The organism is Nocardioides kongjuensis (assembly GCF_013409625.1).
Taxonomy (GTDB): Bacteria; Actinomycetota; Actinomycetes; order Propionibacteriales; family Nocardioidaceae; genus Nocardioides; species Nocardioides kongjuensis.
In genome coordinates this window covers 2,280,130-2,296,504 of record NZ_JACCBF010000001.1, presented here as the reverse complement: position 1 = coordinate 2,296,504, position 16,375 = coordinate 2,280,130, and the positions used below count along the sequence as shown (strand labels likewise).

Annotated in this window: 12 protein-coding genes; 8 read left to right on the top strand and 4 right to left on the bottom strand. The window is 73.3% G+C overall.

Annotated features, from left to right (window positions below):
• Positions 1-25: 25 nt before the first annotated feature.
• The 6 genes from BJ958_RS11000 (at position 26) to BJ958_RS10975 (ending at position 5,870) form a co-directional block, all read left to right on the top strand.
• Positions 26-1,411, top strand: a complete 1,386-nt coding sequence (locus BJ958_RS11000; RefSeq protein WP_179726874.1) for a glutamine synthetase family protein — start codon at positions 26-28, stop codon at positions 1,409-1,411.
• Positions 1,408-2,133: a transporter substrate-binding domain-containing protein gene (locus BJ958_RS10995; protein WP_179726873.1), complete on the top strand. Its 726-nt coding sequence runs from the start codon at positions 1,408-1,410 to the stop codon at positions 2,131-2,133. The genes BJ958_RS11000 and BJ958_RS10995 overlap by 4 nt, the downstream gene beginning before the upstream one ends.
• Positions 2,133-2,843 carry a gamma-glutamyl-gamma-aminobutyrate hydrolase family protein gene (locus BJ958_RS10990; RefSeq protein ID WP_179726872.1) on the top strand — a complete coding sequence of 237 codons (711 nt, stop codon included), beginning with the start codon at positions 2,133-2,135 and terminating at the stop codon, positions 2,841-2,843. Before BJ958_RS10995 ends, BJ958_RS10990 begins: the two co-directional genes overlap by 1 nt.
• Positions 2,840-3,658, top strand: a complete 819-nt coding sequence (locus BJ958_RS10985; protein ID WP_179726871.1) for a gamma-glutamyl-gamma-aminobutyrate hydrolase family protein — start codon at positions 2,840-2,842, stop codon at positions 3,656-3,658. The genes BJ958_RS10990 and BJ958_RS10985 overlap by 4 nt, the downstream gene beginning before the upstream one ends.
• On the top strand, positions 3,655-5,007 hold the full coding sequence (locus tag BJ958_RS10980) for an NAD-dependent succinate-semialdehyde dehydrogenase (protein WP_179726870.1): 1,353 nt from the start codon (positions 3,655-3,657) through the stop codon (positions 5,005-5,007). The genes BJ958_RS10985 and BJ958_RS10980 overlap by 4 nt, the downstream gene beginning before the upstream one ends.
• Before the next feature lie 161 nt (positions 5,008-5,168).
• Entirely contained in the window at positions 5,169-5,870 is a 702-nt protein-coding gene (locus BJ958_RS10975) for a LuxR family transcriptional regulator (protein WP_179726869.1), read from the top strand.
• Positions 5,871-5,883: 13 nt separating this feature from the next.
• On the opposite strand, the gene BJ958_RS10970 is transcribed toward BJ958_RS10975, so the two are convergent.
• The 3 genes from BJ958_RS10970 to BJ958_RS10960 form a co-directional block, all read right to left on the bottom strand.
• Positions 5,884-6,690 carry a DUF2182 domain-containing protein gene (locus tag BJ958_RS10970; protein ID WP_179726868.1) on the bottom strand — a complete coding sequence of 269 codons (807 nt, stop codon included), beginning with the start codon at positions 6,688-6,690 and terminating at the stop codon, positions 5,884-5,886.
• Positions 6,691-6,701: 11 nt separating this feature from the next.
• On the bottom strand, positions 6,702-7,304 hold the full coding sequence (locus BJ958_RS10965) for a DUF1326 domain-containing protein (RefSeq protein WP_179726867.1): 603 nt from the start codon (positions 7,302-7,304) through the stop codon (positions 6,702-6,704).
• Between the two features lie 90 nt (positions 7,305-7,394).
• The gene (locus BJ958_RS10960) at positions 7,395-8,009 is read right to left on the bottom strand and encodes a class I SAM-dependent methyltransferase (RefSeq protein WP_179726866.1); all 615 of its coding nucleotides are present in this window, start codon (positions 8,007-8,009) and stop codon (positions 7,395-7,397) included.
• A gap of 129 nt (positions 8,010-8,138) precedes the next feature.
• On the opposite strand from BJ958_RS10960, the gene BJ958_RS10955 reads away from it, so the two are divergent.
• Positions 8,139-13,640, top strand: a complete 5,502-nt coding sequence (locus BJ958_RS10955; protein ID WP_179726865.1) for an ATP-binding protein — start codon at positions 8,139-8,141, stop codon at positions 13,638-13,640.
• A gap of 13 nt (positions 13,641-13,653) precedes the next feature.
• Here BJ958_RS10955 and BJ958_RS10950 read toward each other — a convergent pair whose 3' ends face one another.
• Positions 13,654-14,628: a LacI family DNA-binding transcriptional regulator gene (locus BJ958_RS10950; protein WP_179726864.1), complete on the bottom strand. Its 975-nt coding sequence runs from the start codon at positions 14,626-14,628 to the stop codon at positions 13,654-13,656.
• Between the two features lie 100 nt (positions 14,629-14,728).
• Between BJ958_RS10950 and BJ958_RS10945 the strand changes: the two genes are divergently transcribed.
• Positions 14,729-16,360 (top strand): amidohydrolase, encoded by a 1,632-nt coding sequence (locus tag BJ958_RS10945; RefSeq protein WP_179726863.1) that lies wholly within the window; start codon positions 14,729-14,731, stop codon positions 16,358-16,360.
• Positions 16,361-16,375: the final 15 nt, after the last annotated feature.

The window sequence follows — 16,375 nt, the reverse complement described above, 5'->3', positions numbered from 1 at the left end:
CCGGTCCACTCACCAAGGAATGCCCATGAGCACGAGCGCACTCGACCTGCACCGAGAGCAGAACGCGTCGAGCCCCCACCTCGCGGCCGCCCTGTCGACCATCGCCGAGCGCGGCGTCAAGTACGTCTACTACCAGGCCGTCACGATCACCGGACGCGTGGTCGGCAAGGTGATGCCGGCCAACCACTTCGAGCGGGCGGCGGTCAAGGGCGTGCAGCAGCACCGGACCGCCGTCGCCAACCTGCAGACCACGCGGGGCGGGGTCCTGCTCGGCGGCGGCGTCAACGCGGCCGAGTACACCGCGATCCCCGACCTCGAGACGTTCGCGGTCCTGCCGTGGGACACCACCTACGCCCGGGTGTTCTGCCGGCTCTACGAGCCCGACCACCTGGCGGAGGGCGCCGGCGCGGCGTACGCCTGCGACAGCCGCGGCCTGCTCCGTCGCGTGCACGGCGAGTTCACCGAGCGCACCGGGCTGGAGATGCGGACCGGCTGCGAGCCGGAGATGACCTGGAAGGGCGAGGGCCTCGAGGGTCGCTTCCGTCCGGACTCGAGCCCGGCCTACCACATCGAGCACCTCGAGCGGAACCGCCCGATCGTCACCAGGGTGATCGACTACGCCCAGGCCCTGGGCCTGGACATGATCGAGGGTGACTACGAGGACGAGTACCAGGTCGAGCTCAACTTCATGTACGACCACGCGAACCTCACCGCGGACCGCCTCGTCACCTACCGCCAGATCTGCAAGCAGGTCGCCCGCGAGCTCGGCATCGAGGCCAGCTTCATGCCCAAGCCCGCCACCGGGATGATGGGCAACGGGTGTCACCACAACTTCAGCCTGTGGCGCGACGGCGTCAACGTCCTCGAGGAGGCCGGTCGCACCGAGCTCCACCTCTCGGAGGAGGGCCGGCACGCCCTCGGCGGCCTGCTCACCCACTCCGCCGGTGCGATGCTGGTCAACGGCTCGACGGTCAACTCCTACAAGCGCTACTGGGACGCCGGGCAGTTCGCGCCGTCGCGCATCGACTGGGGGCTCGACAACAAGACCTGCACGGTGCGGCTCTCGGCCAACGGCCGGCTCGAGTACAAGCTGCCGGACGCCGCGGTCAACCCGTACCTCTCGCACGCCGTCATGATCGCCGCCTGCGAGGACGGGTTGAAGAACGCCATCGACCCGGGTGCGCCGACGGTCGGGTCGTCGTACGACACCCCGCAGGATGCACGCTTCCCGCGGCTCCCGATGACGCTCGGCGAGGCCATCGTCGCCTTCCAGGACGACGAGGTGCTGACCTCGGCGCTGGGCGAGGACCTCTCGCAGCTGCTCGTCGACTTCCACGCCGACGAGTGGGCGCGGTTCTGCGGCGCCGTCACGGACTGGGAGCGCTCGACCTACTGGGACGACGCCCCGTGAGCGCCGCTGCCGACGTGCTGCGGCTGGCGTGCATCGACGCGGACGCGCCGCCGCTGTTCACCCCCCTCGCGGCCGAGGGCGGGCGCCGTGGCTTCGAGCCGGCGGTCGCCGCGCTCCTCGCCGAGGAGCTCGGACGGCCGTTCGGCTGGGTGCAGACATCGTGGCCGGAGATGATCCCCGCCGTGCAGGCGGGGACCGCGGACGCGATCCTGTGCGGGCAGGGCGTGACGGAGGACCGGCTCCAGCAGGTCGACTTCACCCGCCCCTACGCCGTCTTCCACGAGAGCGTCCTCGTCCGCCGGGGCTCGGGGATCACCTCGGTCGCCGACCTGGCCGGACGCAAGGTCGCCGCGATCGACGGCAGCACCAACATGGCGCTCGCCCGGACCTTCGCCGGTGCGCAGCCGGTCGCCTTCGGCGACGGCGGCTCCGGTGACGTGTACGGCGACATGCTGGCCGCCCTCGAGGCCGGCGCCGTCGAGGCGGTGGTCGACGACGACGTCGTGTTCGTCCCGCTCGGCGAGGGCGACCCCCGCTTCGAGGTCGCGTTCACCGTGCCGACGGGCAACCGCTGGGCCCTCGGAGTCGCGAAGCACCGCCCCGACGTCCGCGACGCCCTGGATACCGCGCTGGCCCGCGTGATCGCCGACGGCCGGCACCGCAAGGCCTGGGAGGAGTGGCTGCCCACGCTGGCCTACCCCTTCGCCGAGGACGTCGACTGATGCGCCCGCTCGTGGCGGTGATCGGCCAGCGTTGCGCGTCGGTGCCGATCCTGCGCTTCGGCGCGACCCTCGCGGCCGAGGCGGTCTGCGAGGCGGTGTTCGCGGGCGGTGGCGAGCCGGTCGTGGTGCACGGTCCCGCGGCGGATCCCACCGCCGGGCTCCCGGAACGGCTGGCCCGCTTCGACGGCGTCCTCCTGCCGGGCGGGGCCGACCTCGGTCCGGCCCGCTACGGGCAGAGCCCGGCACCCGAGGTGACGGGCGTCGTCGACCTCCAGGACGACCTCGACCTCGCAGTGGCCCGTGCGGTCGTCGCCGCGGCGATCCCGACCCTCGCCGTGTGCCGGGGGATGCAGGTGCTCAACGTCGCCCTGGGCGGGACCCTGCACCAGCACCTGCCCGAGACCGGCGTCGACCACCGCGACGGTGTGCACGAGGTCAGGATCGAGCACCACTCCCGGCTGCGGGCCGTCCTGGGCACGGACCGGGTCGGCGTCTCGTCGTACCACCACCAGGCCGTCGACGTGCTCGGCACCGACCTGGTCCCCACGGCGAGCGCCGCGGATGGGGTGGTCGAGGCGCTGGAGCACGCGCGGGCCGACGTGATCGCGGTCCAGTGGCACCCGGAGGACCTGCACGCGAGCTCGGCCACGGACGCGGCGCTGTTCGCCGACCTGGTGGAGCGCGCCGACAAGAGGAGGCGGGAACGATGAGCAGCGTCGTCCGCCTCGCGGAGGTCCTGCCGGCAGGACCTCCGCCCGCCCGGCCCGTCGCACGGGTCGGGGTCGTGGTCTCCCTCAACTTCCCGGACCTGGGGGAGGAGACCGCCGCCCTGGTGCGCAGATTCACCCGCGTGTGCCTGGAGTCGCTGCACGCGCAGGGCGCTGCGTTCGAGCTCTTCGACACCTCGGCGCCGCTGGCCGACCCCGACTCCATCGCGGGCCACGACGGCCTACTGCTGCTGGGGGGAGGCGACGTCGACCCCAGCTGCTACGGCTCGGCGGACCTCGACGTCCCGAACTCCTACGGCGTCGACGTGCGGGCCGACCGCGACGCCCTGCGGATGATCGGCGTCGCCGAGGACGCCGCGCTTCCCGTGCTCGGCATCTGCCGCGGCTCCCAGCTGGTCAACGTGCACCGCGGCGGCACGATCGTCCCCGACATCGAGGACCACGCGCTCCACCGCGGCGGTCCGGGCGAGCCGATGTTCCTCGACGAGAAGATCGGGATCGAGGAGGGCACCCGGCTGCGCGCCATCCTCGGTGCGGAGCAGGTCGTCGCCAGATCGGGCCACCACCAGGCCGTGGACCGGGTCGGCCGTGACCTCGTCGTCGCCGCTCGTGCCCTGGACGGGGTGGTGGAGGCCATCGAGGACCCGGACCGATGGGTCCTCGGCGTGCAGTGGCATCCCGAGGACGACGACGGCCCCGCCGACGACCGCCGGCGCCTCTTCGGCGCCTTCGTCACGGCCTGCGTCGAGCGGCGCGACCACCAGCCCACGACCCCCGAGAAGAGGAACCGGCCATGACCACCTACGCCGTGCAGGACCCCCGTACCGGAGAACTCGTCGCGTCGTACCCGACGGCCACCGACACCGAGGTGGCCGCAGCCGTGTCCGCCGCCGACGAGGCGTTCGGCTCCTGGGGGAGGACGTCGTCGGTGGCCGACCGGGCGAGCCTGCTGCTGAGGGTCGCGCAGCTCCACGAGGAGCGCGCCGGCGAGCTCGCCGGCGCGATCGTGCGGGAGATGGGCAAGCCCGAGGAGCAGGCGATCGGCGAGGTCGGGTTCAGCGCGCTGATCTACAGGTACTACGCCGAGCATGCAGCTCAGTTCCTGGCCGACGAGCCGATCGCGCTGCTCGGCGGCACCGGGACCGCCGTCGTACGCCGGGCGCCCGTGGGTGTCCTGCTCGGGATCATGCCGTGGAACTTCCCCGTCTACCAGGTGGCCAGGTTCGCCGCGCCCAACCTCGCAGCAGGGAACACGATCCTGCTCAAGCACGCGCCGCAGTGCCCGGGCTCGGCCGCGCTGCAGGAGCAGATCTTCGTCGACGCCGGCCTGCCCGAGGGCGCCTACGTCAACATCTACGCCACCGACGAGCAGGTCGCCGACGTCATCGCCGACCCGCGCGTCCAGGGCGTCTCGCTGACCGGCTCCGAGCGCGCGGGCGCGGCCGTCGCCGAGATCGCCGGGCGCAACCTCAAGAAGGTCGTCCTCGAGCTCGGCGGCTCCGACCCGTTCCTCGTGCTGGGCGCCGACGACCTCGACGCCACCGTCGAGGCCGCCGTCGACGCCCGCACCTACAACACCGGTCAGGCCTGCAACGCCGGCAAGCGGTTCATCGTCCTCGAGCATCTCTACGACGACTTCGTCGACCGGTTCGCGCGCCGGTTGGCCGAGCTCGACCTGGCCGCCCCCCTGGCCTCGCAGACGGCGGCCGCCACCCTGAGCGACCAGGTCGACCGGGCCGTCGCCGCCGGCGCCACCCTGGTCCCGGGGGCGGGGGAGTGGGACCGTGCGTTCGTCCCGGCCGGTGTGCTCGTCGGGGTCACGCCGGACAACCCCGTCCTCCGGGAGGAGCTCTTCGGGCCGGTGGCCATGGTGCTGCGCGCCGGCTCGGAGGACGAGGCGGTCGCGATGGCCAACGACACGCCGTACGGACTGGGGTCCTACGTGTTCACGCCCGACCCCGAGCAGGCGGCGCGCGTCGCGGACCGCCTCGACGTCGGCATGGTGTTCGTCAACGGGGTCAACGCCGACGGGGTCGAGCTGCCCTTCGGCGGGGTCAAGCGCTCCGGCTTCGGCAGGGAGCTGGGGCGGTACGGCATCGAGGAGTTCGTCAACAAGAAGCTGATCCGCACCGTCCGCCCGGGCTGAGCACCCAGGCCCCGCCCACGGACAAGGATTGGGTACTCCGGCCCCCAACCGCTGTTGCGGGGACGGCGAGGCGCGCATACTCGCTCCATGGTGGGTCTGGCAGTAGGCCACCGGTAGGAGCGTCGGTCTGGAGCACCTGCGGTGGACGACTGGGACAACACATGACGCCGGGCGCGCGGCCGACCCGGTTGACGATCGTCGAGGACCACGTGCTCTTCGCCGAGTCCGTCGCCGCGACCCTGGCGCAGGAGGGCTACCTGGTCAAGCGCCTCAACCTCGCGGAGTCCGGCGCCACGCTCGCCTCCGTGCTGGCGTGCGTGCTGCGCTCGGTGCCCCGCGTGGTCCTGCTCGACCCGGACCTCGGTCGGATCGGGGACGGCATCCGCCTCGTCGCCCCGTTGGCCGGGGCCGGGGTGTCGGTCGTCGTCCTCACCGATCGCCGCACCCCCGGCGACCGGGGCGAGTGCCTGCGGCAGGGGGCGAAGGCCGTCCTCCCGATGACCGGATGCCTCGACGACGTGCTGGCTGCCGTCGGCCGGATCCGGGACGGGCTGCCCGCCATGCCGGCCGCCGAGCGCGCGGAGCTCGTCGAGGCAGCGTGCCGCGAGCGGGAGGAGGTCCGGGCGGTGCGTGCGCGGCTGGCCCGCCTCACCCCGCGGGAGACGGAGGTCCTGGCGGCCCTGATGGAGGGGGCGCAGGTGCGTGACATCGCCCGCACGTGCGTCGTGTCCGAGACGACGGTGCGCACGCAGGTCAAGTCGATCCTGGCGAAGCTGGAGGTGCGCTCGCAGGTCGCGGCGGTGGGCGCCGCGTCCCGGGTCGACTGGCACCCGCCAGCGACCGGCTGGAACCGCGCGAGCTGACCGGCCGGCGGCCTCAGCCCATCGGCATGGCCGGGGCATCCGGGACGGTCGGCCCGGGCAGGACGCCGGGCGCGAGCAGCATCGTCGCGCCGAGGACCAGCAGCAGCACGGCCGTGGCGAGCGGGAGGTGGCGCCAGGGGAGGGTCTTCTCGGCGGCGATGATCGCGGCGACCAGCGCCATCCACGACACGCTCATCACCCCGAGCGCGAACAGCGCGGCCATCAGCGCCCAGCAGCAGCCGACGCACCAGGCGCCGTTGGTCATGCCCATCCGCAGCGCACCCCCGCGGCCGCCGCGCCACGAGCCGAGGAAGGAGCCGAGAGGGCTGCGGCACCTCGTGAGGCACACGCGCTTCAACGGGGTGAGCTCGTACGCCGCGGCGGCGACCAGGGTCGCGGCGGCCAGGCCGTGGCCGGCCCGGTCCCAGGCCAGGCGGTCGCCGAGCAGGGCGGAGGCAGCGCTCCCGACGGCGTACGCCGCGAGGCCGGCGCCGGCCCAGGTGACCAGGTAGCCGCCGGCGAACAGCCACGGCGACAGGGGCGAGGAGGCGCGGGTGACCTTGGCGTAGAGGGCGATGGTGGGGGCCACCGAGGGCAGCATCATCGCTGCCATCATCACCACCCACGCGCCGAGGAACCAGGCGAGGCCCCCGAGGTCCGTCCACGGTCCGGCGTCCATGCCGCGCATCGTGCGCGCGGTCCACGCCCAGCCGACGGCGGCGACGGCGACGAGGGCGGCGACCAGGCCGAGCCGGGCCCGGGCGGCGGCGTAGGCCGGGGTGAGGCCGGTGTCGGCCGGTGCCCGGCCCGGCGAGCTCATCGGTGCGGCGCTCAGGCTGCCCAGGAGAACTCGGACTTCGACAGCCCGGTGCGGCCCTCGTAGGCGATCCCGAACGCGTTGATCCGGGAGTGCTTCGCCTCGGCCATGGTCAGGTCCGGGCCGATCGGGTGGAACATGCCGTTGAACCGGACCGGCTCGCCGGTCTCGACGCCGAACGGGACGACGTCCTCGATCTCGAAGTCGATGGTGTCGCCGACCCGGACGCTGTGCCGCAGGCCGTCGTCGGCGATCTCGATGCTGGCGCGCTCCACGCCCAGCACCTCGCCGACCAGCGGCGCCAGCGCGCCCATCGGGCCACCGAGCTGGCCTCCGAAGAGCTGGACGAGCTTGTCGAACTGGTCGTCGTCCGAGCCGTCGTCGACGTACACGCCGAGGCGCCAGTTGCCCTCGGTCATCACCTTCGGGGTGTCCGCGATGATCACGACGCGGCGCCCGGCGATGTCGGTGCCCTCGATGTCGCCCGCGCGGATGTCGAACACCAGCGTCACCCGGCAGAAGTCGTAGGTGGCGCCGTGGTCGAGGGACAGGTTGCAGGGACACATCAGCTCGCACGAGCAGGTCTCCACGTAGCTTCCGGTGAGGTTCCAGGACATGGCAGGCTCCTTCTCCCGACTCGAGTCTGGTCCCGCACCCGTAGGCCGTCATCACGTCGATGGGGTAGATCGCTGGGGTGGATCAGCGCGTCAGGCAGCGGCGACGCCGAGGTAGAACGCGGTCACGAACTTCGGCCCACCGGTGGCGTAGAACTCGTCGAGCTCGGTCATGGTGAACCCGGCGTCGGTCACGAGCCTCGCGATGGGCCGGCTGAAGGTGCAGCCACCCGCGATCCTCTTCTCGATCGGGTCGAGGCGGTACTGCCAGCGCTGCACCTTCTCGTCCGGCGCGAGGCCGTGCTCGACGAAGTGCAGGGTGCCGCCGGGCCTGAGCACCCGGCGCACCTCGCGCAGCGCCCGGGCGACGTCGGGGATCGTGCACATGGTCCACGTGCTCAGGGCGCTGTCGAAGGAGTCGTCGGCGAACGGCAGCGACTGCCCGTCCAGCCCGGCCCGGTCGATCGGCACCCGCGAGCCCGCCACCCGGCGCTCCGCGAGCCTCCAACCCAGGTCGGCGGGCTCGACGGCGGTGACCCGGGTGACCGTGTCCGGGTAGTGCGGCACGTTGAGACCGGACCCGAAGCCGATCTCGACCACCTCGCCGTGCAGCCCGGCGCAGGCGCGGTCACGGTGCGGTCGCATGTCCTTGGTGCCGCAGGCGAGGTTCACGATCCGCGGCACGACGTGGTCGTCGTAGAAGCCCATGACCCCAGCGTGCGCCTCGTCCCGGCCGCGCGCCAGCGCCGCGGCTGGACGGATCCCACAACGATTCGGCGACAAGCCTGTGGGATCCGCGCTGTCCCGCGCGCGCCGCGAGATGGAAGGGTCGAGACCGTGCCAACGGTCTCGCGAATCGCCATCGTCAACCGCGGTGAAGCCGCCATGCGACTCATCCACGCCGTGCGGGACCTCAACGCCCGGCACACGTCCGGGAGCGAGCAGATCCGCACGATCGCGCTGCACACCGACGTCGACGCCGGCTCGGCGTTCGTCCGCGAGGCCGACGAGGCCTACCTGCTGGGCGCGGCCGCGGACCGTCCCTATCTCGACCTCGCCGTCCTCGAGCGGGCGCTGACCGAGAGCGGCGCCGACGCCGCGTGGGTCGGCTGGGGCTTCGTGGCCGAGGACCCGGCCTTCGCCGAGCTCTGCGCGCGGCTCGGCGTCACCTTCATCGGCCCCAGCGCCGAGGCGATGCGCCGGCTCGGCGACAAGATCGGCTCGAAGCTGATCGCGGAGGAGGTCGGCGTACCGGTGGCGCCGTGGAGCCGCGGCGGCGTGGACAGCCTCGAGGCGGCCCTCGCCAGCGCCGAGGAGGTCGGCTACCCGCTGATGCTCAAGGCCACCGCCGGTGGCGGCGGACGCGGCATCCGCAAGGTGACCTCCGCCGAGGAGCTCACCGACGCCTACCAGCGCACCCGCGACGAGGCGGAGCGCGCGTTCGGCAGCGGCGTGGTCTTCCTCGAGAAGCTGGTGACCGACGCCCGCCACGTCGAGGTCCAGGTCATCGCCGACGGCCAGGGCACCGCGTGGGCGATCGGCGTGCGCGACTGCTCGGTGCAGCGCCGCAACCAGAAGGTCATCGAGGAGTCGGCCTCGCCGCTGCTCGAGGACGCGCAGACCGCCGACCTCAAGGGCTCGGCCGAGCGGCTCGCCAACGCGGTCGGCTACGCCGGCGCCGGCACCGTCGAGTTCCTCTACCACCCCGGCACCCGGTCCTTCGCCTTCCTCGAGGTCAACACCCGTCTCCAGGTCGAGCACCCGATCACCGAGGAGGTGACCGGCACCGACCTGGTCGCGCTGCAGATCCAGGTCGCGCGCGGCATCCCACTCACCGGCGAGCGCCCGGTCGAGCGCGGCCACGCCGTCGAGGCCCGGCTCAACGCCGAGGACCCCGACCGCGACTTCGCCCCGGCGCCCGGGCGGATCACCCGCCTCGAGCTGCCCGCCGGCCCCGGGATCCGGGTCGACACCGGTGTCGCCGAGGGCGACGTGATCCCCGCCGACTTCGACTCGATGATCGCCAAGGTCATCGCCTGGGGCACCGACCGCGAGCAGGCGCTGGCCCGGCTGCGCCGCGCGATGGGGGAGACCACGGTCGTCATCGACGGCGGTGCCACCAACAAGAGCTTCATCCTCGACCTGCTCGACCAGGGCGAGGTCACCAGCGGTACCCCCACCTGGGCCGACACCGGCTGGATCGACCGGGTCCGCGGCGACCAGTCGGGCGGCCGGCTGCAGTCGGCGCGGCACTCCGGCGTCGCGCTCGTGGCCGCCGCGATCGAGGCGTACGACGAGGAGGAGCGCGCCGAGATCGCCCGCTTCCTCCAGTCCGCGCAGGGCGGTCGCCCGCAGGTCCAGCACGACCCGTCCCGCACGATCGAGCTCAAGCTGCGCGGAGCGACGTACGCCCTCACGGTGCGCCAGACCGGTCGCGCCCGGTACGACGTGACCGTCGCAGGCGGCGGCGAGGAGCGCACCGTCACCGCGGTCCTCGACCGGATCGACGACGTGCACGGACGCCTCACCGTCGACGGCCACCGCTACCGGCTGGTCACCGCCACCCACGGCACCGTCCACCTGGTCGAGGTCGACGACGTCATGCACCGGGTCAGCCGCGACGAGGGCGGCATGGTCCGCTCGCCCGCGCCGGCCCTGGTCGTCGCCACCCCGGTCGCGGTCGGCGACGAGGTCGCCGCCGGGCAGCCGGTGCTGGTGCTGGAGTCGATGAAGATGGAGACCGTGCTCCCCGCGCCCTTCTCCGGGCGGATCAAGGAGCTGCTGGTCCGCGTCGGCGGCCAGGTCGAGACCGGCGCGCCGCTGGTGCGGCTGGACCCGACCGGTGACGGCGACGAGGCCGCGGAGGCTGCCGGTGGGGCCGTCGACCTGGACCTGCCGAGCTCGCACCGCGCCAGCGTGGCCACCGACACGCTCGGTGCCCTCACCGGCCAGCTGCTGGGCTACGACATCGCGCCGGACCAGCGCGGTGCGCTGCTGGCCGGCCACCTCGCCACCCGCGAGCCCGGCGCCCTGCGCGCCGAGATGGACCTGCTCGCGCTGTTCGCCGACTTCGCCGAGCTCAGCCGCAACCGGCCGGCCGGCGACGAGGGCCACACCGAGCTGCGGGTGCACAGCTCGCGGGAGTACTTCCACACCTACCTGCGCAGCCTCGACCCCGACCGCGGCGCGCTCCCTGACCACTTCCGCGACAAGCTGCTCCGGGTCCTCGCGCACTACGGCATCACCGACCTCGAGCGCACCCCCGAGCTCGAGCAGGCGGTCTTCCGGGTCTTCCTGGCCCAGCAGCACCCCTCCGACGTCGACATCGCCGTCGGCGTGCTCCAGCGCTGGCTGAGCACCCCGCCGCCGCCCCCGGCCGAGGAGCAGGCCGAGGCCCGGGCGCTGCTCGAGCGCCTCGTGCGCGCCACCCAGCTGCGCTTCGCCGTCGTCGGAGACCTGGCCCGCTCGGTCCGCTTCGCCTGGTTCGACCAGCCGCTGGTCGACGACGAGCGCCGCACGGTGCTCGAGGGCGTGGCCGCCGAGGTCGCCGCGCTCACCGACGCCGCCGCGCCCGACCGGGACGCCCGGATCGCCGCCCTCACCGCCATCCCCGAGCAGCTGGTCGGCTTCCTCCGCGACCGCCTGGTCGACGGCCTGCCCGAGCGCGAGCCGCTGCTGGAGGTGCTGATCCGGCGCCACTACCTCGAGTACGACCTGCACGACCTGACCGTCTCCGCCCCCGGCGAGTACGGCGGTCGCCCGGTGGTGCACGCCGAGTACGCCACCGACGACAAGGGCGCGACCCGGGTCGTGTCCACGATCGGCGACGTCACCGAGCTGGCCGACCCCGCCGGCGCGCTCGGCACCGCGATCACCGACGCGCTGGTCGCCGACCACGACGACGTCGTCGAGATCTACCTGCGCTGGCCCGACGCCCCTGCCGACCCGGACCGGGCCTCGGCAGAGGTCGCCAAGATGCTCGCCGGCCAGGACTTCGCCGCCCGCGCCCGCCGGGTCTCCGTCGCGGTCTGCCCCGCCGCGCCGCAGCCGGTGGACTACTTCACCTTCCGTCCCGAGGGCGACGGCGAGCTGGTGGAGGACACGCTCATCCGCGGCATGCACCCGATGGTCGGGCGTCGCCTCAACCTGTGGCGGCTGCGCGAGTTCGACGTGACCAGGCTGGCCGCGCCGGACGACGTCCTGCTCTACGAGTGCGTCGCCCGCACGAACCCGGCCGACCGCCGCCTGGTCGCCGCGGCCCAGGTGCGCCAGCTGGCCGTCGTACGTGACGAGGACGGGCGGGTGATCGCGCTCCCGCACGCCGAGCGCGCGGTCGAGAACTGCCTCGAGGCGATCCGCCGGGTCCGTACGGCGCGCGGCCGCGAGGGCACCAAGCTCGACGTCAACCACGTGTGGGTGACGGTGTGGCCGGTCGTCGAGGCGGACCTCGACCAGCTGACCGCGCTGCAGGGCAAGATCACCCCGCTCAGCGAGGGCGCGGGCATCGAGGAGGTGCTCGCGGAGGGCCGCGTCGCGAGCCCCGACGGCGGCGCCCCCACCCCGCTGGCGATCCGGTTCCACGCCAAGCCCGGCGCGGGCGTCGTGGCCGACATCGTCGCGCCGCCCACCGAGCCGCTGGCCCCGCTCGACGAGTACGCCGGCAAGGTGCTGCGTGCCCGGCGCCGCGGCCTGGTCTACCCCTACGAGCTGCAGCCCGTGCTCGCCGGCGGCGGCACGGTGGTCGAGCACGACCTCGACGACACCGGCGTCCTGGTGCCCGTCGAGCGGGAGCCCGGCCAGAACAAGGCCGGCATCATCGTCGCGGTCGTCTCCACCCCGACGCCGCTGCACCCCGAGGGCGTCACCCGGGTCGTGCTGTGCGGGGACCCGTTGATGTCCCTCGGCGCGGTCTCGGAGCCGGAGTGCTCGCGGATCATCGCGGCCATCGACCTCGCCGAGCGCCTGGGCGTGCCGGTCGAGTGGTTCGCGGTCTCGGCCGGTGCCCGGATCTCGATGGAGAGCGGCACCGAGAACATGGACTGGGTGGCCGCGGCCCTGCGCCGGATCGTCCAGTTCACCCAGGCCGGTGGCGAGATCAACATCGTCGTCGCGGGGATCAACGTCGGCGCCCAGCCGTACTGGAACGCCGAGGCCACGATGCTGATGCACACCAAGGGAATCCTCGTGATGACCCCCGACAGCGCGATGGTGCTGACCGGCAAGCAGTCCCTCGACTTCTCCGGCGGCGTCTCGGCCGAGGACAACCACGGCATCGGCGGCTACGACCGGGTGATGGGCCCCAACGGCCAGGCGCAGTACTGGGTGCCCGACCTGGCCGGCGCGTTCGGCGTCCTCATGGCGCACTACGACCACACCTACGTCGCCCCCGGCGAGAACGGGCCGCGGCGCGCCGAGTCGAGCGACCCGGTCGACCGCGACGTGACGTCGTACCCGCACCCCGGCACGGACTTCGCGACCGTCGGCGAGATCTTCTCCGCGACGCACAACCCGGACCGCAAGAAGCCCTTCGACATCCGCACGGTGATGCGGGCGCTGGCCGACGCCGACCACGAGATGCTCGAGCGCTGGGCCGGCATGGCCGACGCCGACACCGCGGTCGTCGTCGACACCCGGATCGGCGGGTACCCGGTCAGCCTGGTCGGCATCGAGTCCAAGCCGGTGCCGCGAGCGGGCTTCCCTCCCACCGACGGCCCCGACACCTACACCGCGGGCACCCTGTTCCCGCGGTCGTCGAAGAAGGTGGCCCGCGCGATCAACGCGGCCTCCGGCAACCGGCCACTCGTCGTGCTGGCGAACCTGTCGGGCTTCGACGGCTCGCCGGAGTCGATGCGCAACCTGCAGCTGGAGTACGGCGCCGAGATCGGCCGGGCGATCGTCAACTTCGACGGCCCGATCGTGTTCTGCGTGATCTCGCGCTACCACGGCGGCGCGTTCGTGGTCTTCTCCAAGCAGCTGAACCCGGCGATGACGGTGCTCGCGATCGAGGGCTCCTACGCCTCGGTTCTCGGCGGTGCCCCGGCCGCAGCGGTCGTGTTCGCGGCCGAGGTCGCCAAGCGGGCCGCGGCCGACCCGAAGGTCGCCGAGCTCCAGGAGCGGATCGACCACGCCGAGGACGGTGAGCGCGGCGCCCTCGTCGTCGAGCTCGCCGAGCTGCGGGCCCAGCTGCGCGCCGACAAGATCGCGGAGGTGGCCGCCGAGTTCGACAGTGTCCACGACATCCACCGCGCGGTCGAGGTGGGCTCGGTCGACGAGGTGATCGCGGCCAGCGACCTGCGGCCGAAGGTGATCGGCGCGATCCAGGAGGGTTGGCAGCGCTGAGCCTCTCGGGGGCTCAGCGCCGGGTCGACTCGCGCACCACCAGGCGGGACGGCACCAAGGTCTCGACGACGTCCTGCCTCCCGTGCACGACGACGTCGACCAGTGCCTCGACGGCTGCCTCCCCGGTGGCGCGCGGGTCGATGTCGACGGCGGTGATGCGCGGACGGGTGATCTGCAGCGACGGCCCGTCGACGTACGACGCCAGCAGGACGTCGTCGGGCACGCGGATGCCGCGCTCCCGGAGGTGGTGGAGGGCCACGACCACCGAGCCGTCGGGGACCAGGACGAGGGCGTCGGCTCCCGAGGCGAGTGCCTCGTCGACCGCGGCCGTGGCGTCCTCCGGCCGGTAGGCCAGGGGGATGTCGACGATCCGGACGCCGGCGTAGCGGCGGCAGGCCTCACGGATCTGCTGGCCGAAGGACGTCTCGTCGCCGGGGGCGACGACGGCGATCGAGGTGGCCCCGGTCGCGACCACGTGGTCGAGGAGCTCGCCCGTGGCGGTGAGGTGGTCGGAGGCCACGACGCCCACCGGCCCGGCGTCGGGACCGAGGTCGCGCTCGACGGTGACCATCGGGACGGGGAGCGAGCGGAGCACCGCGAGGACCGGGTCGCCGACCGCGGGGTCGGCGACGATCAGGCCGTCGATGTGCAGGGCCCGCAGCTGCTCGACGTTGTCCCACGCCGGCACGAGGGTGAGGGCCAGCCCGTGGGTGAGGGCGGCCTCTGCGGCTCCGCGTGAGAGCTGCACGTAGTACTCGAAGCCGACGGTCCGGTCGGGCACGTAGAGGCCGAGTGCGCCCGAGCGTCCCAGGCGCAGGCTGCGTGCGGCCGCGCTGGCGACGTACCCGATCTCGTCGGCGACCTGGCGCACGCGCTCCCGGGTCTCGGACGCGATCCGGCCCTGGCCCGAGAGGGCCTCCGAGACGGTCGACGTCGAGACGCCGGCCGCCCGGGCGACGTCGCGGATCGTGACTCGGCGCGGTGGCATGCGGACAACCTACCGAGTGCTGAGAACCTCGCCCACGGCTATTGCCGAAACGTTTCGTCATGTGCTTTCCTGTGGCCCGCGCCACACGAGAGGACTTGGAATGACGCACGCCGACCTGGTCGTCCGCGACACGCACGTCGTCACCTGGGACGAGGCACGGCCGAGCGCCGACGCCATCGCCCTGCGTGGCGACCGGGTGGTCGCCCTCGGTGCCGAGGAGGTCGCCGCCGTCACCGGCCCCCGCACGGAGGTCGTCGAGGGAGCCCTGGTGCTTCCGGGGTTCCAGGACGCCCACGTGCACGCCCCCTTCGCCGGGCACAACCTGCTCCGGGTCTGGCTCAACGACCTCGAGGGGAAGGACGCCTACCTGGCGCACATCGCCGCGTACGCCGCCGCGCACCCCGACGCGCCGTGGATCGTCGGCGGGGGATGGGCGATGGAGTACTTCCCCGGCGGCACCCCGCGCAAGGAGGACCTCGACGCGATCGTGCCCGACCGGCCGGTGTTCCTGCTCAACCGTGACGTGCACGGGGCCTGGGTGAACTCCCGAGCCCTGGCGGTCGCGGGCATCGACCGCGCCACGCCGGACCCGTCGGACGGCCGCATCGAGCGCGACCCCGTGACCGGGGAGCCGACCGGCACGCTCCACGAGGGTGCCGCCTACACCTTCAACGACCGCTTCGTGCCGCGTCCGGCCCAGGCCGACTGGGAGCAGGCGATCCGGGTGGCGCAGGCCCACCTGCACGGCCTGGGCATCACCGGCTGGCAGGACGCGTGGGTCACGCCGGACACACAGGCCGCCTACGAGGCGCTGGCCAAGAACGACGAGCTGACCGCCCGCGTCGTCGGCGCGCTGTGGTGGGACCGGCACCGGGGGCTGGAGCAGGTCGAGGAGCTGGTCGCACGCCGGGGGAGCGGCCCCGTGGGGACCTTCTCCCCGACGAGCGTCAAGATCATGGCCGACGGCGTGATGGAGAACTACACCGGCGCGCTGCTCGAGCCCTACTGCGACGGCTGCGGCGGACACACGGACAACCGCGGCCTGAGCTACGTCGAGCGCGCGCTGCTCCAGGAGGCCGTGACCGCGCTGGACGGCCACGGCTTCCAGGTGCACATGCACGCCATCGGTGACCGCGCCTCCCGCGACTGCCTCGACGCGGTCGCCGCAGCCCGCTCTGCCCACGGGCCCAACGACCTGCGCCACCACATCGCCCACCTGCAGCTCGTGCAGCCCGAGGACCTCCCGCGCTTCGCGCAGCTGGGCGTGGTGGCGAACTGCCAGGCCTACTGGGCGCAGAGCGACGCCCAGATGGACGAGCTCACGCTGCCCTTCCTCGGCGAGGACCGCGCCCGGCTGCAGTTCCCCTTCGCCGACCTGGTGCTCCACGGTGCACGGCTGGCGATGGGCAGCGACTGGGCCGTCTCGACGGCCGACCCGCTCGCCCAGATCGAGGTGGCCATCACCCGCACGGATCCCTCGCAGCGGGGCGGCGCCCCGTTCCTGGCGCACCAGGCGCTCGATGCCGCCACCGCGTTCCGCGCCTTCACCGCCGGGTCGGCGTACGTCAACCACGACGACGAGGCCGGCGTGCTCCGGGTCGGGTCGCGGGCCGACCTGGCCGTCCTCGACACCGACGTCCTCGCCGGTCCGCACGCGCCCGACGTCCTGCCGACCGACGCCCGGGTCACCCTCACCGTGGCCGCCGGCCGGGTCGTCCACCGCACCGCCTGACACCGCACACCCCAG